Origin of the sequence: Acidiferrimicrobium sp. IK (assembly GCF_025499425.1) — a bacterium.
Lineage (GTDB): Bacteria > Actinomycetota > Acidimicrobiia > Acidimicrobiales > Palsa-688 > Acidiferrimicrobium.
In genome coordinates, this window is the sequence record NZ_JAIMCB010000019.1 from 40172 (window position 1) to 62027 (window position 21856).

General features: G+C 72.1%; 20 protein-coding genes and 1 tRNA gene. 2 read left to right on the forward strand and 19 right to left on the reverse strand.

All coding sequences use genetic code 11. From position 1 onward, the window contains the following. Positions 1 to 78: 78 nt before the first annotated feature. The 19 genes from K6U06_RS22050 to K6U06_RS22140 all read right to left on the reverse strand — a co-directional run bounded on the left by K6U06_RS22050 (position 79) and on the right by K6U06_RS22140 (position 20847). Entirely contained in the window at positions 79 to 504 is a 426-nt protein-coding gene (locus K6U06_RS22050; RefSeq protein WP_262324141.1) for a DUF501 domain-containing protein, read from the reverse strand. Between the two features lie 64 nt (positions 505 to 568). After that, positions 569 to 1771 carry an SRPBCC family protein gene (locus K6U06_RS22055; RefSeq protein WP_262324142.1) on the reverse strand — a complete coding sequence of 401 codons (1203 nt, stop codon included), beginning with the start codon at positions 1769 to 1771 and terminating at the stop codon, positions 569 to 571. A 14-nt stretch (positions 1772 to 1785) separates the two neighbouring features. Continuing rightward, positions 1786 to 2370, reverse strand: a complete 585-nt coding sequence (locus K6U06_RS22060) for an NTP transferase domain-containing protein (protein ID WP_262324143.1) — start codon at positions 2368 to 2370, stop codon at positions 1786 to 1788. Between the two features lie 2 nt (positions 2371 to 2372). Next, complete coding sequence (locus tag K6U06_RS22065) at positions 2373 to 3239, reverse strand: XdhC family protein (protein WP_262324159.1); 867 nt, start codon at positions 3237 to 3239, stop codon at positions 2373 to 2375. After that, complete coding sequence (locus K6U06_RS22070) at positions 3239 to 3553, reverse strand: XdhC family protein (RefSeq protein ID WP_262324144.1); 315 nt, start codon at positions 3551 to 3553, stop codon at positions 3239 to 3241. The genes K6U06_RS22065 and K6U06_RS22070 overlap by 1 nt, the downstream gene beginning before the upstream one ends. After that, positions 3550 to 4800 carry a vWA domain-containing protein gene (locus tag K6U06_RS22075; protein WP_262324145.1) on the reverse strand — a complete coding sequence of 417 codons (1251 nt, stop codon included), beginning with the start codon at positions 4798 to 4800 and terminating at the stop codon, positions 3550 to 3552. The genes K6U06_RS22070 and K6U06_RS22075 overlap by 4 nt, the downstream gene beginning before the upstream one ends. Continuing rightward, positions 4793 to 5785, reverse strand: a complete 993-nt coding sequence (locus tag K6U06_RS22080; protein ID WP_410051122.1) for an AAA family ATPase — start codon at positions 5783 to 5785, stop codon at positions 4793 to 4795. Before K6U06_RS22080 ends, K6U06_RS22075 begins: the two co-directional genes overlap by 8 nt. Before the next feature lie 86 nt (positions 5786 to 5871). Next, complete coding sequence (locus K6U06_RS22085; protein WP_262324147.1) at positions 5872 to 6696, reverse strand: FAD binding domain-containing protein; 825 nt, start codon at positions 6694 to 6696, stop codon at positions 5872 to 5874. Beyond that, positions 6693 to 7166 (reverse strand): (2Fe-2S)-binding protein, encoded by a 474-nt coding sequence (locus K6U06_RS22090; RefSeq protein WP_262324148.1) that lies wholly within the window; start codon positions 7164 to 7166, stop codon positions 6693 to 6695. The genes K6U06_RS22085 and K6U06_RS22090 overlap by 4 nt, the downstream gene beginning before the upstream one ends. 12 nt (positions 7167 to 7178) lie before the next feature. After that, entirely contained in the window at positions 7179 to 9455 is a 2277-nt protein-coding gene (locus K6U06_RS22095; protein WP_262324149.1) for a xanthine dehydrogenase family protein molybdopterin-binding subunit, read from the reverse strand. A gap of 27 nt (positions 9456 to 9482) precedes the next feature. Further along, positions 9483 to 9815, reverse strand: a complete 333-nt coding sequence (locus K6U06_RS22100; RefSeq protein ID WP_262324150.1) for an FtsB family cell division protein — start codon at positions 9813 to 9815, stop codon at positions 9483 to 9485. Between the two features lie 13 nt (positions 9816 to 9828). Then, entirely contained in the window at positions 9829 to 11112 is a 1284-nt protein-coding gene (eno, locus tag K6U06_RS22105; protein ID WP_262324151.1) for a phosphopyruvate hydratase, read from the reverse strand. Positions 11113 to 11212: 100 nt separating this feature from the next. Then, positions 11213 to 12637: a nucleoside triphosphate pyrophosphohydrolase gene (mazG, locus tag K6U06_RS22110; RefSeq protein WP_262324152.1), complete on the reverse strand. Its 1425-nt coding sequence runs from the start codon at positions 12635 to 12637 to the stop codon at positions 11213 to 11215. Next, complete coding sequence (locus K6U06_RS22115) at positions 12634 to 13713, reverse strand: hypothetical protein (protein WP_262324153.1); 1080 nt, start codon at positions 13711 to 13713, stop codon at positions 12634 to 12636. The genes mazG and K6U06_RS22115 overlap by 4 nt, the downstream gene beginning before the upstream one ends. Positions 13714 to 13730: 17 nt before the next feature. Beyond that, positions 13731 to 17318, reverse strand: a complete 3588-nt coding sequence (mfd, locus tag K6U06_RS22120) for a transcription-repair coupling factor (RefSeq protein WP_262324154.1) — start codon at positions 17316 to 17318, stop codon at positions 13731 to 13733. A 7-nt stretch (positions 17319 to 17325) separates the two neighbouring features. Further along, complete coding sequence (gene pth, locus K6U06_RS22125; protein WP_316044743.1) at positions 17326 to 17940, reverse strand: aminoacyl-tRNA hydrolase; 615 nt, start codon at positions 17938 to 17940, stop codon at positions 17326 to 17328. Continuing rightward, positions 17941 to 18624: a 50S ribosomal protein L25 gene (locus tag K6U06_RS22130; protein WP_262324155.1), complete on the reverse strand. Its 684-nt coding sequence runs from the start codon at positions 18622 to 18624 to the stop codon at positions 17941 to 17943. Positions 18625 to 18721: 97 nt separating this feature from the next. Continuing rightward, positions 18722 to 19714: a ribose-phosphate diphosphokinase gene (locus K6U06_RS22135; protein WP_262324156.1), complete on the reverse strand. Its 993-nt coding sequence runs from the start codon at positions 19712 to 19714 to the stop codon at positions 18722 to 18724. An 11-nt stretch (positions 19715 to 19725) separates the two neighbouring features. Continuing rightward, positions 19726 to 20847: a bifunctional N-acetylglucosamine-1-phosphate uridyltransferase/glucosamine-1-phosphate acetyltransferase gene (locus K6U06_RS22140; RefSeq protein WP_262324157.1), complete on the reverse strand. Its 1122-nt coding sequence runs from the start codon at positions 20845 to 20847 to the stop codon at positions 19726 to 19728. A gap of 137 nt (positions 20848 to 20984) precedes the next feature. On the opposite strand from K6U06_RS22140, the gene K6U06_RS22145 reads away from it, so the two are divergent. Next, a tRNA-Gln gene (locus K6U06_RS22145) sits at positions 20985 to 21055 on the forward strand. A gap of 108 nt (positions 21056 to 21163) precedes the next feature. Then, positions 21164 to 21727 (forward strand): FKBP-type peptidyl-prolyl cis-trans isomerase, encoded by a 564-nt coding sequence (locus K6U06_RS22150; RefSeq protein ID WP_262324158.1) that lies wholly within the window; start codon positions 21164 to 21166, stop codon positions 21725 to 21727. Positions 21728 to 21856 lie beyond the last annotated feature (129 nt).

Sequence of the window (21856 nt, forward strand, 5' to 3'; positions counted from 1 at the left end):
GACCGGCCGCCCCGATCGGTTCCCAGCCCGCTCAGCGCACCGGCGGTCACCTGGGAGCAGATCGACCGGGAACCGGGCTCAGCCAGGCGGACGGCCGAGCTGGTGGGCCACCCACCGCCCCACCGGGTCGTCGCCGCCGGCCAGGTACCACGCATAGTGGGCGTGGAGGCACTTCACCCCGGTGCGGGTGCCGCCCACTCCTCCGGAGGGCCGGTTGCCGGACCAGCCGGCGGGTATCGCGGCGTCGCGCTCGGTGGCGTAGCGCCGGTGAGCCTCGGCGAGCTCGACGGCGTCGACCGCCGCCTCCGCGGCGCGCACCCCGCCAGCCGCCTCCAGGTGGTCGATCGCTTTGCGTTCGGCCGCCCCGATCAGCCAGAAACGGGTCGGCATCGGCGTCCCGTCCTCGAGGAGCGGCGCGTTGCGCAGCACCACCGGGTCGCCGGTAGCGCTGCGAACGACTATCTCGTAGCCGCCCCGCGGTGACCTGCCGAGCAGGGCGGCCACCCGGAGCGCGTCTGGCCCGCTAGGCCCTGCGTCGGTGCTGGGGCCGCCGCGAGCGACCGGCGGGTCAGTGACGGCTCGGCACCTGCGGCAACGAGTGCTGGGCCTGGGCCACCGCCCGCCTCCCCGCCGTGCGGGCCGCGAGCGCCTGCTTGCGGGCCGCCTCGGCCTGCCGGCGGGCGGCCTTGGCCTGGCGGCGGCCTAGCTTCGCGGCGGCTTCCACGCCGGCCTCTCGGGCGTGCTCCACCTGGGTGGCGGCCAGCGCCCGGGTCTTCGCGGCCCGCTTGAGGGCCTGCTTGCGGGCTTTCTTGGCCGCCTTGCGACCGAGCTTGCGCAGCTCGTCGGGGTCGGGCAGCGCCGGCAGGTGGCCCTTCACGTCGTCCCAGGACGGCACGTCGATCTGGGCGGGCAGCGCCCGGAGGCGAGCGGCGGCGCGGCGGCGGGCCTTGGCCCGTCGGCGCAGGACGATGAACACGACCAGCGCCAGCACGCCGGCGGCGGGGATGGCCCGCTTGGCCACCGAGCTGCCGGCGGCGTCGAGCAGGTCGACGGGTTCGGGCTCGGCCGACTCGATGCGCCTCAAGGTCGGGCTGCCCTCCGACGACGGCGGGGACAAGGGCGGAGCGGTCGTGCCCCCGCCCACCGGGCCGTCGGCGACGACCGCCTCGAGCCCCTCGGTGGGCGAGCTCGGAGTGGTGCCGGCGTCGGCTTCGGGGTCGTCGCTGACGAGGGCCTCCCCTGCGGCGGCGGCCCCGGCGTCCTCGGTGGGCGGATTGCTGCTGGAGGGCCCCGGCACGCCGCCACCGGACGCAGGCTCCGACGGTGCGGGCGCGCCGGCCTCGGGCACGCCGCCTTTCTCCAGGTCGGCTTCCAGGGCGTCGACGAACTGGCCGAGCAGCTTGGCGCTGACGTCGGCGAGCACGCCGCGGCCGAACTGCGCCACCTTCCCGGTGATGGTGAGATCGGTCACCACCGACACCTTGGTGCCGTCACCGTCGGCGACCATCGTGGCGGTGATGGTGGCGTTGGCGTTGCCCTGGCCCCTGGTGTCACGGCCGCTGGCCTTGAGCACCACTTTGCCGGCGGCCTCGTCCTGCTCGAGGAAGGTGGCGACGCCTTTGTACTGCGCCTGGATGGGGCCGACCTTCACCTTGACGATGCCCCGGAACTCGTCGCCCTCGATCTCCTGGAGCTGAGCGCCCGGAAGGAGGGGGGCGATGCGCTCCACGTCGGTGAAGACCTTCCATGCCTGCGCAGGTGGCACGCTCACCCGGAAATCGTTGGTCAACTCCACAGTCTCAGGTCCTCCACGGTGTCGATGTCGACGGGATTACCGTCGCACGCTACTTCCTCAACCAATTCGGGGCAGTTCCTGATGACTACCCGGGCGCCGGCGTCGCCAGTCCTAGGCAGCAGCGGCCATACCTCTTCCCCCAGCCCGACCGGGTTGGCGCGCCGGCCTCCGTAGGTCGCGACGGCTATCGGGCCGCCGGCGGCGGCAACCGCCCGCCACGCGGAGGACGGCACGAGCGGCTGGTCCCCGAGCCCGACGACGATCCTCGCCAGGCCCTCCGCGCCCGCCAAGTCCACCGCGGCCGCCAGCGACGTCGCCTGCCCCTCCGCCCAGCGGGGGTTGGGCACCCGGCGGGCGCCACACCCGCCGATGACCTCGTCGAGGTCGGCGGCCCCGGTGACTACCCACACCGCGCCGATGCCGGCCTCGGTGGCCGCGTCGAGGACCGCGGCGATCACCGGCCGGCCCCGCCACGGCGCCAGCAGCTTGTGGGTTCGGTCGGCCGCGGCGAAGCGGCTCCCAGCGCCCGCGGCGAGCACGACCGCGGCCACGCCGCCTCGGGGCGGGCCGGCCACTGTCAGCCCCCGGCTGGCACGGCCGCGCCGTCGGTGCCCGACGGCCCGTCGGTGCCGGACTCGCCCGGCCCGTCGAGGTGGATCGGCCCGTCCCGGTCCCGCAGTGACGGGGCGTCGCGCCCGCTGCGCAAGGCGATGATCTCGCCGCAGATCGCCACCGCCGTCTCCTCCGGGGTGCGGGCACCGAGGTCGAGGCCGATCGGGGCCATGAGGCGGTCGAGGCCGGCGTCGTCGACGCCGGCGCCGCGAAGGCGGGCCACCCGCTCGTCGTGGGTCCGGCGCGAGCCCATCGCCCCCAGGTAACCGACCTCGGTGGCGAGGGCCGCCACCACTGCGGGCACGTCGAACTTGGGGTCGTGGGTGAGCACGCACACCGCGTCGCGCGGCCCGAGGGAGGGCCCGACCTCGGCCAGGTACTTGTCGGGCCACGACACGACGACCTCGTCGGCCATCGGGAAGCGAGCTTTGGTGGCGAACACCGGCCTCGCGTCGCAGACCGTCACCCGGTAGCCGAGCACCTTGGCCACCTTGGCCAGCGCGGCGGTGAAGTCCACCGCGCCGAAGATGATCATCACCGGCGGCGGTGCGAACGACTCGATGAACACGCCGACGTCGCGGGCCCGGGCCTCGCCGTGGAGGCCGTAATGGCGGGTGGCGGTCAAGCCGACCGCCAGCTCACCGAGCGTGTCGCGGGTGACGACCCGGTCCAGGCCGGGGTCGCCGAGGGAGCCCATGACCGCCGGGTCGCCGCCGGGACGGACCAGCAGCTTGGTCCCGAGGAGGTCCTCGGGACCCTCGACCACCTCGGCCAGCGCGACCGGCTCCTCCGCGCGGATGGCCGCGGAGAGCGACTCGTAGAGGGATCCCATCACCAGTCCAGCGGCTCGATGAACACCCGGACGGTGCCGCCGCAGGTCAGGCCGACCGAGAACGCCTCGTCGTCGGAGAACCCGAAGGTCGCCATCCGCGGCCGGTGACCGGCGATGACGTCGAGGGCCTCGGCTACCACCGCCCCCTCGACGCAGCCGCCAGACACCGACCCGGCGACCTCGCCGGCGTCGCTGACCGCCATCGCCGCGCCGGGCAGGCGGGGGCCGGAGCCCTCCACGCCGACGACGCGGGCCACCGCCACCTGCTTGCCCTCGGCCCGCCAGCGGTCGATGTCACTCAGGATCTCCTTCATGCTTCCTCCAATGTCCGGGGCGGGGCAGGTATCCGGGGTGGGACCGGTCTGCGGGGCGATACGGGTGTTCGGGGCGGTACAGGGCCGCCGGCGAAGCCGGGCGCGGTCTCGTTGGCGATGATCCGAGCCAGGTGCTCGAGCGACGCCAGCGAATGACCTTCCACGAACTGATCAACGTACGGCAGGGCGGCCGCCATCCCCCGGGCGAGAGGCGCGTACCCGGGCGTGGCCTTGAGCGGGTTGACCCAGATCACCCGGTGCGCGACCCGGGCCAGGCGGGCCATCTCCGCGGCCAGCTGCGCCGGGTCGCCGCGGTCCCACCCGTCGGAGAGGATGACGACCACCGCGCCGCGGGCCATCCCCCGCACCCCCCAGCGGTCGTTGAAACCGGCCAGCCCGTCGCCCAGCCTGGTCCCTCCGGACCAGTCGACGACCTCGCCGGCGGCCCGGCGAAGGGCGATCTCGGGGTCGCGCCCGGCCAGGTGGCGGGTCAGGCGGGTCAGGCGGGTGCCCAGCGCGAAGACCTCGACGGTGTTGACGCCTCGGGCCGCGACCGCGGCCTGCGCGAAGCGCATCGCGGCCCGGGCGTAGGGCTCCATCGACCCCGACACGTCGGCCAGGACTACCAGCCGCCGGCCGCGGGTGGAGGGGAGCCTCCACGCCCGCTCGATCGCCTCGCCGCCCGTGCGCAGAGAACGGCGGACGGTGCCCCCCATGTCCGGGCGGCCGCGGGAGTGGGCGGTCTTGCGCAGCCGGCGGGTGCGGCGCTGGTCCGGGTTGACCCGCAGCGCGGCCAGGAGCCGGTGGGCCTCGTTCCACTCGTCGGCGTCGAGGGCCGCGAAATCCTTGTGGCGGAGCACCTCGAGGGCGCTGAAGCGCACCGCGACGGTCTCCCCGGTCGGGGCCTCCCCCCCGTCGCGGTCTGTGCCTGCGTCGTCGTCGGGCTCGTCGACGGCCAGGGTCACCGGCGCCGGCAGCGGCGGATCGACCCGCTCGACGCGGCGCTGCTCCCAGTAGGAGGCGAACACCCGGTCGTAGATGGCCACGTCCTCGGGGCGGCGCACCAGGGTGGCCCGCCCGGCGAAGTACACCCCGTCGCGGCGGGCCACGCCGACCAGGCCCAGCGCGGCGACGAAATCGACGACCGAGCCGGTCGGCACGTCGACACCCGCGCCGCGCAGCACCCACGCGAAGCCCACCGCGATCCGCTCCGGGGCGCCTCGCGACGAGGCCGGGCTGTCAGGCACCGCGCTGGAACGCCGCTCGGACCAGCTCCGCGAGCCCGCTGTCGCGGACCCGGGCCTGGTCCTCTTGGTACTTGAGCACCGTCCCGAGGGTCAGGTCCAAGCTGCGCTCGTCGATCTGGCTGCGCCCCAGGGCGGCCAGCGCGGCGGTCCAGTCGATGGTCTCGGCCACCCCGGGCGGCTTGTAGAGGTGCATGGACCGGAGCGACTCGACCGCGGCGGCCACCTGCCGGGCGAGGACAGGCGCGGCCTGCGGGGCCCGCAGCGTCACGATCGCGACCTCCCGCTCGAAGTCCGGGTGGGCGACCCAGTGGTACAAGCAGCGGCGCTTGAGGGCGTCGTGCACGTCGCGGGTGCGATTGGAGGTGACGATCACCACCGGCGGGACGACAGCCCGCAGCGTGCCCAGCTCGGGGACCGTCACCGCGTACTCGGAGAGGACCTCGAGGAGGAACGCCTCAAACTCGTCGTCGGCTCGGTCGACCTCATCGATGAGCAGCACCGGCGGCGGCCCCTCGCCGTGGTCGATGGCGGCCAGCAGCGCCCGGCGGATCAAGAACCGCTGGTCGTAGAGCTCGTCTTCCGACACTGCGCCGCCCCTGGTCTCCGCGGCCCGCAGGTGCAGCAGCTGGCGGGCGTAGTCCCACTCGTAGACGGCCTGGGAGACGTCGATACCCTCGTAACACTGCAGGCGGAGCAGCGGGCCTCCGGTCCACGCCGACAGGACCTTGGCCACCTCCGTCTTGCCGACGCCGGCCTCCCCCTCGAGCAGCAGCGGCCGGCGGAGGGCCAGGGCCAAGAACACCGAGGTGGCGAGGCCCTCGTCGGCCAGGTAGCCGTGAGCCCCGAGCGCGGCGGTGACTTCCTCCACCGACCCCGGCGCCCACGACCCGGCCCCGGGCGCCCCGGGCGCGGACGCTCCTCCCGCCGGGTCAGGCGCGACGGGAGGAGCGACGGAGGCCCCGGTCGGGGCGGCGGCCGGCGGCACGGGCGGTGAGGTCACCGGGCCAGCGTAGGACCCAACGCGCTTTTCGACACCGCCGTCGTCCGGCCCCGCCGGCCGCGGCACGGCCGTTACGGCGCGCCGGCCTCCTGCAGGGCCCGTCGTACCAGCACCTCGGCCAGGTGCCGGCGGTACTCCTGGCTGGCGTTGAGGTCGGCGGGGGGATCGAGCCCGTCCGACGCGTGGGTGGCGGCCTCAGCGGCACTGGACCCGGCCGCGATCGCGTCCTCCACCGCGGCGGCCCGTACCGGCACCGACGCCATGTTGACCAACCCGACTCCCGTCGAGCCGTTGTGCACCGCGGCGACACCGACGATGGCCCAATCCTGGGCTCGGCGGTTGAACTTCTGGAACGACCACCCGGCGTCGGGCACCTTGGGCACGGAGATCTCGGTGAGGATCTCGTCGGCGGACAGCGCGGTCTCCAAGAAACCGCGGAAGAAGTCGTCGGCCGGGATCTGGCGGCTGCCGTTGGGGCCTACCACGGTGAACGTGGCGCGAAGGGCGAGGCAGACCGCCGGCAGGTCCGACGCAGGGTCGCCGTGGGCGATGGAGCCTCCGATGGTGCCCCGGTGGCGGACCTGAGGGTCGCCGACCTGGCTGGTGGCGTGGGCCAGCAGCGGCACCTGCGCCTTGAGCAGCGCGGAGGTCTCGACTTCGTGATGGCGGGTGAGGGCGCCGATGGTGACGGTGTCGCCGGCGTCGCTGATGTAGGACAGGTCACGCAGGCGGCCGATGTCGATCAGCATCGACGGCGCGGCCAGGCGCAGCTTCATCAGCGGCAGCAGCGAGTGCCCGCCGGCGAGAAGCTTGGCGTCGTCGCCGCTGTCGGCGAGGAGCCTGACGGCCTCGTCGAGGCTGCTCGGACGCTGGTATTCGAAGGCGGCGGGGATCACGAGGCGCTCCGGGCGGGGGTCTTGGCCGCAGCCAGCACGGCCTTCACGATGTTGTGGTAACCGGTGCAGCGGCACAGGTTGCCCTCGAGGCCTTCGCGGACCTTGGCCTCGTCGAGGTCGGGGACCTCCTCGATGAGGGAGACCGCGGCCATGACCATGCCAGGGGTGCAGTACCCGCACTGGAGGCCGTGGTGCTCTTGGAACGCTTCCTGCACCGGGTGCATGCGGTCGGGTCCGGCCAGACCCTCGATCGTGGTGATCGACGATCCGTCGGCCTGGGCGGCGAGGACGGTGCAGGACTTGACCGACTCGCCGTCGAGCAGGACGGTGCACGCCCCGCACGACGACGTGTCGCATCCGACGTTGGTGCCGGTGAGCCCGAGCACGTCGCGGAGGTAGTGGACGAGCAGCAGGCGGGGCTCGACCTCGCTGTCGCGCTGCTCGCCGTTGACCGTGGTGGTGATCTTCACGTGAGGGTTCCTCTACTCGGCTGCGGTGGACTGGGCGGCGGCGACGGCTCGCCAGACGCGTTCGGGTGTGGCCGGCATGTCGATGTGACGCACGCCGAGGTGGGCCAGCGCGTCGACCACCGCGCTTTGCACCGCCGGGGTCGATCCGATGGTCCCGGACTCGCCGATGCCCTTGGCACCGAGCGCGTTGATCGGCGTTGGCGTGGCCATCGCTACCAGCTCGAAGCTCGGCAGCTCGGTGGCGGAGATCATGGCGTAGTCGGCCAGGTTGGACGTGACCGGGTTGCCGTCGTCGTCGTAGCGGACCTCCTCCATGAGGGCCTGCGCCGCGCCTTGGGCCAGCCCGCCGTGGCGCTGGCCTTCGGCCAGCAGCGGGTTGACGATGGTGCCGGCGTCGTCCACCGCGACCAGCCTGGTCAGCTTGACCCGCCCGGTGTCGGTGTCGACTTCCACCACCGCGACGTGGGCCCCGAACGGGAAGGTCGGGCCGGCCGGCGAGGAGCTGTGGGCCACGACCAGCGCGTCGCCGTCGTCGCCGGCGGCTTCGGCCAGCTCCGCCCAGGAACGGCCAACAGCCGGGGTGCCAGCGACGTGGAAACGCCCGCCGACCTTGTCCAGCACGACATCGTCGGCGTTGGCTTCGAGCAGCTCGGCGGCCAGCTTGGCGGCCTTGTCGACGAGGGCGATCGACGCCTCGTGGACCGCGAGACCGCCGGACTGCAACGAGCGCGAGCCCATCGTCCCGCCACCCTCGGGCACCAGGTCGGTGTCGTTGGCCACGAACTCGATGTCCTCCATCGGGATCCCGAGCTGCTCGGAGGCGAGCATGGTCCACGCCGTCTCGTGACCCTGACCGTGGGGGGAGGTTCCGGTGTACACCCGGGCCTTGCCGCCGGGCAGGATCTCGACCTTGGCGTACTCGCCGGGCGGCCCGGCGCCGTTGGTGATCTCCACGTAGCTCGACACGCCGATGCCGATCTGGGTGGTGTCCCCCGACGATCGGCGGGTGGCCTGCTCGGCGCGCAGCGCCTGGTAGTCGGAGGCCTGCAGCGCCAGGTCGATCGCCCCGCCGTAGTCGCCGATGTCGTAGACGGTGCCCGTCGGGGTGGTGAAGGGGAACTTGTCGTTGGCCACCACGTTGCGCTTGCGCACCTCGGCGGGGTCCATGCCGATCTCAGCGGCGAAGAGGTCCATCGCCCGCTCGATGGCCGCCGTTGCCTCCGGCCGGCCCGCGCCGCGGTAGGCCACCGTCGGGGTGGTGTTGGTGACCATCGACGCGGCCGAGAACTCGACCTTGGGGATGTCGTAGGTCCCCGAAGTCATCAGCCGGGTCAGGGCGGGGAGGAAGGAGCCGAGCGACGGGTAGGCGCCGGCGTCTTGGACCACCTCCAGGCGGTACGCCTCGACCTTCCCGTCGCGGCTGCCGCCGATCGCGACGTCTTGCACCTGGGCCCGGCCGTGGCCGAGGGCCAGCATGCTCTCAGAGCGGGTCTCGGTCCAGTGGACCGGCCGGCCCGCGGCCTTGGCCAGCCACGGCAGGATCAGGTCCTCGACGTAGAGCCCGATCTTGGCGCCGAACCCGCCGCCGACGTCGGGGGCGATGACCCGGACCCGGTCGGCCTCGAGCCCGTAGAGGCCGGCGATGGCGGCCTTCGCGCCGTGAGGGGCCTGATTGGAGGCGTACTGGATGACCCGGTCGCCTTCCCACATCGCCGCCCCGCTGCGCACTTCCAGCGGGCAGGGCGCGACGCGCTGGTTGATCAGCCGGTGGCGGACCACGACCTCGCAGCCGTCGAAGAAATCCTCGGCCTGCGGCTCGTTCATCGGGACCGCCACGTTGCTCCCGTGCTCGGGGAACAGCAGCACGTCGCCGGTGAGAGCGCTGACCGGGTCGACCACCGCGGGGAGCGGCTCGTAGTCCACGAAGACCGACTCGGCGGCGTCCTCGCCTTGGTAGCGCTCCTCGGTGAGGACCACTGCGACGGCCTCGCCGACGAAACGGACGACGCCTTTGGCCAGCACCGGCCGGGCCATGACGTCTGGGACGCCAGGCAGGCCGGCAGGGACGGGTGGCAAGTCGACGTCCTCGCCGGTGTAGATGGCCACGACGCCGGGGCGGTTCCTGGCCTCAGTTACGTCCAGCGACGTCAGCCGGGCGTGGGCCATGGTCGATCGCACGAAGGTGGCCCAAAGCGCCCCTTCGATCTTCAGATCGTCCCCGTAGACCCCCCCGGTGGTGAGGAACTTGGGGTCCTCCCGCCGCTGCACTCGATTTCCGAGAATGCTCACGGTCAGACCTTAGAAGGTCTCAGCCGGCTACGGCGTGTTCGACGGCGGGACGGTCGTGGTCGGCGTGGACTGCGCTGACCCCGGCGCCGGCGTGGCCTGCGGCAACACCACGTAAGCCTGCTCGCCGGGCATCACCAGACCGTACTTCTGGCGGGCCAGCTGCTCGATCGTCGCGTCGGTCTGCAGCGACGCGGCCTCCTTGGTCAGCTTGGCGTTCTCTTGGCTGAGCATGTTGATCTGGCGGCGCGTCGAACTCAGCTGCCGGCCCTGGTCGAGGAGCTGACGGCCGGGCAGGACGAACAGCACGATGACCGCCACCCCGGTAACCGACAGCAGCAAGATACGGACGGTCCGCCTCATCGGGCCACCCGCCTCACCGCCGGACCTGGGCGAAGGCCGCAGCCCCGAGGTAGCGGGCGGTGTCGCCGAGGCCGTCCTCGATGCGCAGCAGCTGGTTGTACTTGGCCACCCGGTCGGAACGGGCCGGGGCGCCGGTCTTGATCTGTCCGCAGTTGGTGGCCACCGCCAGGTCGGCGATGGTGGTGTCCTCGGTCTCACCCGAGCGGTGCGACATGACCGACGAGTACCCGGCTCGCGTCGCCATCGAGACGGTGTCGAGGGTCTCGGTGAGGGTCCCGATCTGATTGACCTTGATCAGGATGGAGTTGGCGACGCCGGAAGCGATGCCCCGTCCGAGACGCTCGCCGTTGGTGACGAAGATGTCGTCGCCGACCAGCTGCACCGACGAGCCGAGCTGCGACGTCAGCGCCGCCCACCCGTCCCAGTCCTCCTCGGCCATCCCGTCCTCGACCGACACGATCGGGTACTTGGCGCACAGGTCTGCCAGGTAGCCGGCGAACTCGGCGGCGGGCAGCGACCGGCTTTCGCTGGCCAGCTGGTAGGCGCCGTCGCGGTAGAACTCGGAGGCCGCGGCGTCGAGGGCGATGGCGATCTCGGCCCCGGGCACCCGGCCGGCCTTCTCGATGGCCTCGACGAGGACCGCGATGGCCTCCTCGTTGGACGGCAGGTTCGGGGCGAAGCCGCCTTCGTCGCCGATGGCGGTGGCCAGCCCCCGCTCGTGGAGCACGCCGCGCAGCACGTGGTACACCTCGGCGCCCCATCGCAGGGCCTCAGCGAACGACGCCGCCCCCAACGGGACGATCATGAACTCCTGCAGGTCCACGTTGTTGTCGGCGTGGGCGCCGCCGTTGATGACGTTCATCATCGGGACCGGCAGCACGTGGGCGTTGGCCCCCCCGACGTAGCGGTAGAGGGGCAGGCCGACCTCGGCGGAGGCGGCCCTGGCCGCGGCCAGCGACACGCCGAGGATGGCGTTGGCTCCGAGGCGGCCCTTGTTGTCGGTGCCGTCGAGGTCCACGAGCAGGTCATCGAGCCCTCGCTGGTCCAGCGCGTCGTAGCCCTCGACCGCCTCGGCGATCTCGTGGTTGACGTGGGCGACCGCGTCGGCCACGCCCTTGCCTGCGTAGCGGTCGCCGCCGTCGCGCAGCTCCACCGCCTCGAACGACCCGGTCGACGCCCCGGAGGGAACCGCCGCCCGGCCGGTGGCACCCGAATCGAGGAGGATCTCCACCTCGACGGTCGGATTGCCCCGCGAGTCCAGGATCTCCCGCCCGATCAACTGGTCGATGGCACTCATGCGCTGTGGTCCTGTGGGTCGTGTGACTGGAGTGACTGCTGGGGCAACGGTACCCCATCGACCCCGGCCGGTCAGGTATGGGCGCCCGACCCCCGCCGGCCTACAACCCGAGGGACTTGGCGCCCTCCCAGAGGGCGTCCCACTCCCCTAGCGACAGCTGCGCACCGGCGGCCTGCGCCTCGATGTGGGCGAAACGCCGGCGGAACTTGGCGGCGGCATCCCGGAGGGCGGTCTCGGGATCGACGTCTAGGTGGCGGGCGACGTTGACCACCGCGAACAGCACATCGCCCAGCTCCTCTTGGACCGCTCGCTGATCGCCAGGCGAGGCGGTGACAGCGGCGCGAAGCTCGCTCAGCTCCTCACCGACCTTCCGCCATGCCCCGGCGGCGTTTTCCCAATCGAAACCGAGCGACGCGGCCTTCCATTGCACCTTGTGGGCGTAGAGCAGCGACGGCAGGTTCTCCGGCAGCCCTTCCATCACGCTGCTGCGGCCCTTCTCCGCGGCCTTCAGCTGCTCCCAGCTGCCGACCTCGGCCCCCTCGAACACGTGGGGATGGCGGCGGACCAGCTTGTCGTGGACGCCTCGCGCCACGTCGGCGAGGGTGAAGTAGCCCTCCTCCGCGGCCAGCGTGGCGTGGAACACGACCTGGAACAGGAGATCTCCCAGCTCCTCTTCGAGGTGATCACTGTCGCCGTCGCGTTCGAGCTCGTCGATGGCCTCGATGACCTCGTAGGTCTCCTCGAGGAGGTGCCGGGTGAGGCTGCGGTGGGTCTGCTCCCGGTCCCAAGGGCAGCGCTCCCGCAGCGTCCGCACCAGCTCCGCGAAGCGGGTCACTTCCCCGGCGACGGGCGCGGCCAGCGCCGGGATCCACACGCTGGTCAGATGGTCGGGCTCCACCTCCCGGTCCAGGTCGGCCCAACCAAGGGTGGTCACCGACTCGTCGGGCAGGCCCAGACGCTGCAGGACCACCACCTCCAAGTCGTCGGCGCCGCCGCCGATCTCGGAGAGGGCCAGCTTGATGTCGGAGAGCACCAGGGACGTGTCGCACTGGGCGACAAGCAGCGGCCCCCTCTCGCCGGCCGCCTCCAACGCGAAGCGGTGCCCGTCGACCAGGCGGGCGCCGCTGGCGACGGGGTCGACGCCCAGGCGAGCCCACGCGACGTCGAGGAATGACATGGCCGGCTGGATCTCCACCTTCACCCGGCCGTCGGCTCTCAGCAGCTCGACGGTGCGCTCCGCGACCAGCGGGGAGCCGGGGACCGCGTACAGCACGTCACCGGCACCGGCCGCGTCGACCAGGGTGTCGACGATCCCGCGGTACACGTCGTCGATCGACGCGGCGCGCTCGTAGAGGTCGTCGAAGGACGTCGCTGGCAGCACGACGTGGGCCGACGGGTGGCGGGTGGTGCGCACGTAGCGCCGGGGGGTGGCGGCGATGGCCCGCTCGGCGGCCACGGTCAGCAGGCCGGCGTCCGCGGGTCCGAGGCCGATTACGGTGATCCGGCCCGGACCCGGACCGCTCACGGGGTGGTGGAGGAGTTGGCGCCGAGCGGGGAGGGGGCCGTCACCGAACCGGTCCGGCCGTCCCAGGTCCCGTAAGCCGGGTTGACGCTGACCTTGGCCGGCGCGACCACCGAGCCGAGCGCCGGGTCAGCGGCGCCTTGGGCCTGGGCGATCCCGAGCGCCAACGCCTTCTGGGTGACCGCGTCGAAGGGCTGGAACGTACGGCTGTCCACCGCGGTGATGTGGTAGCCGTAGGCGGTCTGCTGCGGCTGGGCGGCGGTGCCGGGGGCCAACGCCAGCACCTGGTTGAAAAGCGCCGCGCCCTGCAGCTCGAGGCCTTGGCCGTCGTAGCAGGTGACCACCCCGCCGGAGGGCCGGCCGAGGACGGTGCCAAGCGACGGGTCACTGTGCGCCAGGTTGTACTGGTTGACGATCTGGTTGGCCTGGCCCAGCGAGGCGCCCTGGTTGAGGGTCCCGTCGCTGTTGAGCACCGACACCGAGATCGACCTAACGCACACCTGAGAGAAAAAGTACTTCTGCACCGACTGGTAGGCGCTGCGCAGCGTGGAGGTGTCGGTCGGCGCCGGCTCGATGGCCGCGTGCTCGGCGTCCTGGGCGACCTGCGTGTCGCGAAACGCTTGCGGGAACGACAGCCACGTCGAGCCGAACAGGGCCTCGTCGACGGAGCGGGCGGCCGCCAGCTGCTCGGGGCCGGGCAGCTGACCGGTAGCGGCCAGATGCTGGTGGATGGCCAGCGCCTGGATCATGGTGGAGAGGACCCCAGCGACGAAACGGGTCGAGTAGGTGCCCGGGGCGTCGCCGGTCACCGAGATGCTGTTGCCGCTCTGCGCCGCGGCCCGGTCGATGCTGGCCACGTACGCCTTGTTGGACGTCTGCAGGCGCAGCTCCAGGTCCAAAGCGGTCTGCTTGATCACCGCGCCGTTGACGCTGGCCGCGACCGGCGAAGTGTCGCACGCCCCCGCTACCAGGGTGATGGCCAGCGCGCCGATCCCGCCTGCGAGCAGTCGGCGGGTCCTGCCCCGGCATGAGCGCCAGCGGCCGCGCGGGATGGGGTGGGGGGAGGGAAAGCGTCTCACAGCGGCGCTGATGCTACCTAGGCGGCTTCGGCAGGGACCAACTGGGCGAGCAGGTCGGCCAGCGTCTCCGCCGGGTCGGCGCCGCGGGGCAGGGTGAGGACCAGCTGGCCGAGGTCCTCCTTGAACACCGCCTTGGGGTGCAGGCGGGTGAGGCGGACCCTGGCGCTGGCCCGCAGCGACAGCGGCGACAGCCGGGCGGTGGCCCCCCCGCCGGACAGGCCGCCGCTGGATTTGACCACTGCAACCTCGCGAACCCCGGTGCGGGCGCACTCAGCGCGCAGGTGCCCGATGCGCAGCAACGCCTCGGCCGGGTCGGGCAGAGGCCCGTACCGGTCGAGCCACTCGTTGCGGATGTCGTCGACCTCGGCGTGGGTGGTGACCATCGCCAGGCGGCGGTAGGCCTCTAGGCGAAGGTCCTCGCGCTGCACGTAGCCGGCGGGCAGGTTGGCGGTGACTGGCAGGTCGAGCTTGATCTCGGCCGGCTCGCGCAGCTCCTCGCCTTTCAGCTCGGCGACCGCCTCGCTCACCATCTGGACGTACAGGTCGTAGCCCACCGCGGCGATGTGCCCGGACTGGTTGCCGCCAAGCAGGTTGCCCGCACCGCGGATCTCCAGGTCGCGCATGGCGATCTTGAATCCGGACCCGAGTTCGGTGTGCTCGCCGATGGTCCGCAGGCGTTCGTAGGCCTCCTCGGAGAGCGACTGCTCCGGAGGGAACAGCAGGTAGGCGTACGCCCGCTGCCCGGCCCGGCCGACCCGGCCCCGCAACTGGTGGAGCTGGCCCAGCCCGAGCCGGTCGGCGCGGTCGACGACGAGGGTGTTGACCGTCGGCATGTCGATGCCCGACTCGATGATGGTGGTGCACACCAGCACGTCGTACTGGCCCTCCCAGAAGTCGTAGACCACCTTCTCGAGGGTCCCTTCGTCCATCTGACCGTGGGCGACCGCGACGCGGGCCTCGGGCACGAGGGCCTTGAGCTCGGCCGCCACCTTCTCGATGTCGGCCACCCGGTTGTGAACGAAGAACACCTGGCCTTCCCGCAGCAGCTCGCGGCGGATGGCCTCGGCGACGGCCCGGTCGTCGTACTCCCCGACGTAGGTGAGGATCGGTAGCCGCTCGGCGGGCGGCGTGTTGAGCAGGGTCAGGTCGCGGATGCCGGTGAGGCTCATCTCCAGCGTCCTAGGGATCGGGGTGGCGGTGAGGGTCAGCACGTCGACGTTGGTCCGCAGGTGCTTGATCGCTTCTTTGTGGTGCACGCCGAAACGTTGCTCCTCGTCGACTACGAGCAAGCCGAGGTTCTTGAACGCCAGTTCGCCGCCGAGCAGCCGGTGGGTGCCGACCACCACGTCCACCGAGCCGTCGGCCAGACCGTCGATGACCGCCTTGCTCTGCGCCGGGGTCAAAAACCGAGACAGCATCTCGACGCGGATCGGGTAGCCAGCGAAACGCTCGGAGAAGGTCTGGAAGTGCTGGGAGGCGAGGAGGGTCGTCGGGACCAAGATGGCGACTTGCATCCCGTCCTGCACCGCCTTGAACGCAGCCCGGATGGCCACCTCGGTCTTGCCGAACCCGACATCGCCACACACCAGGCGGTCCATCGGGGCTTCGGCTTCCATGTCGGCTTTCACCTCGGCGATCGCCTTCAACTGGTCGGTGGTCTCCGCGAACGGGAAGGCTTCCTCCATCTCGTGCTGCCACGGGGTGTCGGGCGCGAAGGCGTGCCCGGCGGCGTTGACCCGCTTTTGGTACAGGACGACCAGCTCCTGGGCGATCTCGCGGACTGCGCTTCGGACCCGGGACTTGGTGCGCTGCCAGTCGCTGCCGTTGAGGCGCGACAGCGACGGCGACTCGCCGCCGGTGTAGGGGCGCAGCAGGTCGATCTGGTCCGACGGTACGTAGAGCTTGTCGCCTGACTTGTACTCGAGGACCAGGTAGTCGCGTTCGCTGCCGCCGATGGCCCGGCGCACCATCCCGCCGAAGCGCCCGACGCCGTGTTGGTAGTGCACGACGTAGTCGCCGGTCTTGATGGCATCGAAGAAGCCTTCGGCGGCCCGGGCTCGGGGGCGGGGACGGCGGTGGGCCCGACGCCGGCCGGTCACGTCGCTCTCGGCGAGCACCGCGACCTTGGTCGGCGGGTGGATGAAGCCCCGCTCGAGCGGCGCGACGATCACCCGGATCCCCTTGCGGGTCAGCTGAGCCGGGTCGGGCTCCTCCGCGCTCGGCGCCCGCTCGACCAGGGCGGCCTCGAAACCGTTGTCGCGCAGGGTCGCCGCGACCCGGGCGCCGCTGCCTTTGCCCTCGGCACACACCGTGATCCGGTAGCCGTCGGCCAGCAACGAGCGCAGCTGCCCGGTCAGGCGTTCGCCGTCGCCGACGACGGGGTCCCACCCGGTGGCCGTCACGGTGGTGGTGCCAGGTCCCTCCGGGGCGGCGGTCACCGTCCACGCCGCGGCGCCCGTGTGGGCCAGCAGCCGGTCGAAGGGCAGATGGAGGTGGGGAAACTCCTCGCCGGACGCGCCCCACGTCTGCGCCAGGGTGCCGGCCAGCGCGGCTTCCTCATCGAGCAGCTCGCCGGCCCGGTCCCTCATCCGGCGGGGCTCCACCAGCAGCACCAAGGCGTCGGAGGGCAGGAGGTCCACGAGGAGGCGCTCGTCGGTGCTCAGCCACGGCAGCCACGACTCCATGCCGTCGAAGGTCATGCCCTCGGCGAAACGCTCCCAGTGCTCCCGGCCCCACGGGGCCTCGGCGACGAGCGCCTCGGCCCGGGCGTGGATGTCGGCGGTGACGAGCAGCTCCCGGCAACCGAACAGCTCGGCGCGCTCGATGTCGCCCGTCGAGCGCTGATCGCCGATGGAGAACTCCGTCAGCCGGTCGATCTCGTCGCCCCACAAGTCGATGCGCACCGGGCCGTCCGCCGTCGAACCGAACACGTCGACGATCGATCCGCGCACGGCCAGCTCGCCGCGGTGCTCGACTTGGTACTCGCGCCGGTAGCCGATTCCCACCAGGCGGGCGACCAGTTCCTCGGGGTCGATGACGTCGCCCCGTTTCACGATGACCGGCGCCACGTCCTCGACGTGGGGTCCTAGACGCTGGAGGAGGCTGCGGACCGGGGCGACGAGGACCTTCGGCATCCGGTCGGGCTGCCCGTCCCCGGACGTTCCGGAGCCCCCGTTCCCGGACGTTCCGGAGCCCCCGTTCCCGGACGTTCCGGAGCCTGAGAGCCGCCAGATGGTGCGCAGGCGGCGGCCCATGGTCTCCACGCTCGGGCTGACCCGCTCGAAGGGGAGGGTCTCCCAAGCCGGGCACAAGTCGACCTGGTCCTCGCCGAGGAACGCCCCGAGGTCGTGGGCCAGGCGCTCGGCGTCCGACGCGGTGGGCACCGCGACGACGGTCGGATGCCGGCCGGACGCCTCGGCCAGCCCGGCGATGGCGAACGCTCGGGCCGGTTCGGGGACCGCGACCACGGCCTGGCGCAGACCGGTCAGGTCGGCGAAGGTGGCGTCGGCGCGAAGGACCGGCAGGAGCGGAGCCAGCGGGGGGACGGCGGGCTTCTGCGTCTTTTGAGAGGTCGGGACGGTCGACGTGACGGGTTGGGGAGTCATGGCGGCGTCACCCATTGAACCGGTTCTGGGCGTCAAGCACTCCCTCGACCAGGATGTGCTCGACGACGTCGGCGGCGATGGCGACGCTCACGTCCAGCTCGGTGCGTTCCCGCTTGCCGACCCGGCTGAGGACGTGGTCGGCGCCGCGCTCCTTGCCGCCGGGCGGCTTGCCGATCCCGATGCGGACCCGGGCGAAGCCGTCGTCGTGGAGGTGGGCTTTGATCGAACGCAAGCCGTTGTGCCCGGCCAGCCCGCCTCCCAGTTTGACCTGCACCTTGCCGACCGGGAGGTCCAGCTCGTCGTGCACGACGACCAGCCGGGCCAGGTCCTCGATTCCGAAGCGGCGGACGAGGAGCGCGACGGAACGACCGGAGTCGTTCATGTAGGTCTGCGGGAAGGCCAGGGCCAAGCGCAGGGCGCCGAGGCGGACCTCGTCGACGAGGGCCAGCTCCCGGCCTTTGCGCAGCCGGCCGCCGTGGCGTTCGGCCAGCAGCTCGACGACCTGCGCCCCGACGTTGTGGCGGGTGCCGGCGTACTCGGGTCCGGGGTTGCCGAGCCCGACGGCCAGGAGATCGGCCGGCGTCCCGCTGCGAGGGGCGCCGAACCGACCGCCAACGGGCAGCTAGCCCTCGCCGCCGGCGCTGTCGTCGCCGCCGGCGGCGGCCTCGGGCGCTTCGCCCTCCGCGGCCTCGCTGGCCTCGGCGGCGGCCTCGGCGGCCTCTTCCTCGATCTCTTCGACCTCGGCGGCGACACGCGAGGCGGCCGCGACGACCACGGCCTCTTCGGGGTCGATGTCGGTCGTCACGTTCGCGGGCAGCGCGATGTCGGCGACGCGGATGGTGTCGCCGATCTGCAGGCCGCTGATGTCGATGATCAGCTCGTTGGGGATGTTCCCCGGCGTGGACTGGACGGTGAGCGAGGTCAGGAGCTGCTCGACGAGGCCCTGCTCGCGGTCGACGGCCTTGGGCTCTCCCTCCAAGATGAGCGGCACGTCGACGGAGAGCACCTCGTCGCGGCGCACCACCTGGAAGTCGATGTGGACCACGGTGTTGCGGACCGGGTGGCGCTGGATGACCCGGGCCATGGTCAAGTGACGCTCGCTGCCCACCTGCAGGTCGAGGAGCTGGTTGGTGCCGGCGTCTCCGGAGAGGGCCAGCCGCAGCTCGCGGGCGTCGACCGAGACGGCCGTGGCGTCGCCGCCGTGGCCGTAGACGACCGCTGGGATCCGGCCGGACGCGCGGAGGCGCTTCGACTCGGGAGTGCCGGTCGCCCGACCGGGCTCGGCGATGAGAGTTACTTCGGCCATCGGACCGCGCTCCTACCTGGGTGTACTGCCGTAAGGGACCGGTCGATGCTACTGGCTGGGCGAGCCGCTGTCAGACCGGGCCGCTCAGCCGTCCCGATCAGGTCTGGTTTTCGCCGTTGAAGATCTCCGAGACCGAGCCGTCGCCGAACACCGCGTCGATGGCCGCCGCGAAGATCTTGGACACCGAGACCACCTCGATCTTGTCGATCTGCTTTTCGGGGGGGAGCGGGAGGGTGTCGGTGATCACCACCCGGGCGATCGCGGAGTTCTTCAGGCGGTCCACGGCCGGGTCCGACAGCACCGCGTGGGTGCACATCGCCCAGACCTCGGTGGCGCCCTTGGCGTGGAGGATCTCCGCCGCGGCGCAGATGGTGCCGGCGGTGTCGATCATGTCGTCGATGATCACGCACATGCGGCCCTCGACGTCGCCCATCACGTCGAGCGCTTCGACCTGGTTGACCGCGTCCTTCGGCCGGCGCTTGTAGACGCTGGCCACGTCGACGGCGGTGCCGGCGTGGCGGGCCGCTTGCTCCGCGACCTTGGTCCGCCCGGTGTCGGGGGCGACCATCACGAAGTCGCCGCTCGGGGCGTTGGTCCGCAGGTAGTCGGTCAGCAGCGGCACTGCGGTCAGGTGATCGACCGGGCCGTCGAAGAAGCCCTGGATCTGGCCGGAGTGCAAATCGACCGAGATGATCCGGTCGGCGCCGGCGGTGGCGAAGAAATCCGAGACCATCCGGGCGGTGATCGGCTCACGACCCTTGGATTTGCGGTCCTGGCGGGAGTACCCGTAGTAGGGGCACACCGCGGTGATCCGCTTGGCCGACGCCCGTTTGGCCGCGTCGATCATGATCCACTGCTCGAGGAGGGAATCGTTGACCGAGCGCCCCGGCGTCCGGCAGTGGGACTGGATGATGAACACATCCGAGCCGCGCACCGACTCGCCGAAGCGGGGTCTGACCTCGCCGTTGGCGAAGTCGACGATGTTGGCGTCGCCGAGCTGCAGGCCGAGGTCGGCGGCGATGGCCGCAGCCAGCGTCGGGTGGGATCGGCCCGTGAGCAGATGCAGTGTTCGCTTCGGGACCAGCTCCATGGTGCAACCCTTCAGGTGTCTCGTGCGGTGTCGGCCCTACCAGTGAAGCATGGTCCGGTGACCGCCCCCGGCGCCACCGTGCTGCCGGGCGGAAGGTAACCCCACGGCCCGACCTGGGCGTCGGCGCCGACGCTCGCGCCGTGGGCCACGGTGGCGGTCACCACGGCCCGGGCGCCGACGGCGCAGTCCGCCAGTTGCGAGTCGGGCCCGATCTCGGCGCCCGCCGCGACGGTGGTGGAACCCTGCAGCATGGTGCCCGGGTACAAGGTGACGTCGGGCGCCAGGGTGACGGTGGTGTCCAGGTAGGTCCGCGCCGGGTCGACCATCGTCACGCCCCGACGGAGCCAGTCGTCGTTGATGCGCCGTCGCAGCTCCGCCTCGGCGGTGGCCAGCTGGACCCGGTCGTTGACGCCGGTGGCTTCCATGCGGTCCGCCGCGGCCACTGCCGCGATGTCGTAACCGGCGTCGTGGAGCACCGCCACGGCGTCGGTCAGGTAGTACTCGCCCTGGGCGTTGTCAGGGGTTAGCCGGCGCAGCGCCGGGGCCAGCACCGACCGGCGAAAGACGTAGATCGACGTGTTGATCTCGTCGATGGCCAGCTCCTCGGCGGTGGCGTCGCTCTGCTCGACGATGCGCGCCACCCGGTCCCCCTTGCCTCGCACCACCCGGCCGTAGCCGGTCGGGTCGGGCACCCGGGCGGTGAGGACGGTGGCCGCGGCGTCGGCGTCGCGGTGAGCGCCGACGAGCCCAGCCAGCGTCGAGCCGCGCAGCAGCGGCGTGTCGCCAGGCAGCACCAACACGTCCTCGTCGTCGTCGTCATCGGGTAGTCCGGTGAGCCCGACGAGCACCGCGTCGCCGGTCCCCCGCTGGCGGGCCTGCTCCACGAAATCGATGGGGAGGCCGGTGGGCTGCTGCTCCCCCACCGTTTTGGTCACCCGGGCCGCCCCGAAGCCGACCACGACCACCGCCCGGCGGGCGCCGGCGGCGGCCACCGCGTGCAACACGTGCACCACCATCGGGCGGCCGCACAGGCGGTGGAGGGGCTTGGGCCGCTCGGAGCGCATCCGGGTGCCCTCGCCCGCGGCCAGGACGACGGCGTTGAGCGACCGGTGGCGGGAGTCCGCGTCAGGCACAGGTCCTTTCTAGTCAACCGGGGCGCAGTTGCTCGTCCACCGGCGCCCGATCACCCCCGTCGCCGTGCGATGGTGACGGGGAGGGCTCCGTTGCGCGACGCTGTGGGGGCCGCAGGGCGCGGCGGCCAGCAGCTCCGTCCGGGGTCGTCCAACGGCAGGACACCGGCCTTTGGAGCCGAGGATGGGGGTTCGAGTCCTCCCCCCGGAGCGCGCTGGCCGACAGCCGCCGGGCGACGAGCCGGCGGTGCGCTGGCCGAGGGCCGCCGGCAGCGGCGCGCTCCCGGCGAGCCGACGCGGCCCCATAAGGTTTCGGCCCGTGCCCCGCCGCGCCTGCCCCGCCCCCCGCCGTCCTACCGCCGTGCTGCTCGGCGCTTTGGCCCTGGCCGCGGCCGCGTGCGGCTCGTCGTCGGCCACCACAGCGAACAGCGGCGCGACCACCACCGCCCCGGCGGTCGCCGCGCCGGCCGCCAACCAGTTCACCTCCGGGGCGGTGCCCGCCGCGGACGGAGCCACCGACATGAAGGCTGCGCCGACGTTGCACGCCGGCACCGGGACCGCCCCGACCACTTTGGTCGGCAAGGACCTAGTGGTGGGGACCGGGCCGGTGGCGTCAGCCACCAGCACGGTGAACATCCAGTACGTGGGCGCCCTGTACACCACCGGGCAGGTGTTCGACTCGTCGTGGACCAGGGGCCAGCCGGCGAGCTTCTCGCTCTCCCAGGTGATCCCCGGATTCGCTCAGGGCATCGTCGGGATGAAGGTGGGAGGCCGTCGGGAGCTGGTGATCCCTCCCGCCCTCGGGTACGGCAACAGCGCCCAAGGGTCGATCCCCGCCAACTCCACCCTGGTGTTCGTAATCGACCTGCTCGGCGTCTCCTAGCCGCGGACTAGGACACTGTTGAACAACCCACGTTTTCCGGGTTCAGCGACTCGGGTTCACGAGCGAGGGGCATCCGGGTGTGACTGACCGACGAACCGGTCGTTGTGAGCGCCGTTTTGTGGGCGTGGT

Bases quoted from the DNA above. Each gene is read 5' to 3' on its own strand.
- K6U06_RS22065 (WP_262324159.1), bottom strand. From the start codon at position 3,239: ATGGGATCCCTCTACGAGTCGCTCTCCGCGGCCATCCGCGCGGAGGAG.
- K6U06_RS22070 (WP_262324144.1), bottom strand. From the start codon at position 3,553: ATGAAGGAGATCCTGAGTGACATCGACCGCTGGCGGGCCGAGGGCAAG.
- K6U06_RS22100 (WP_262324150.1), bottom strand. From the start codon at position 9,815: ATGAGGCGGACCGTCCGTATCTTGCTGCTGTCGGTTACCGGGGTGGCG.
- eno (WP_262324151.1), bottom strand. From the start codon at position 11,112: ATGAGTGCCATCGACCAGTTGATCGGGCGGGAGATCCTGGACTCGCGG.
- mfd (WP_262324154.1), bottom strand. From the start codon at position 17,318: ATGACTCCCCAACCCGTCACGTCGACCGTCCCGACCTCTCAAAAGACG.
- K6U06_RS22130 (WP_262324155.1), bottom strand. From the start codon at position 18,624: ATGGCCGAAGTAACTCTCATCGCCGAGCCCGGTCGGGCGACCGGCACT.
- K6U06_RS22135 (WP_262324156.1), bottom strand. From the start codon at position 19,714: ATGGAGCTGGTCCCGAAGCGAACACTGCATCTGCTCACGGGCCGATCC.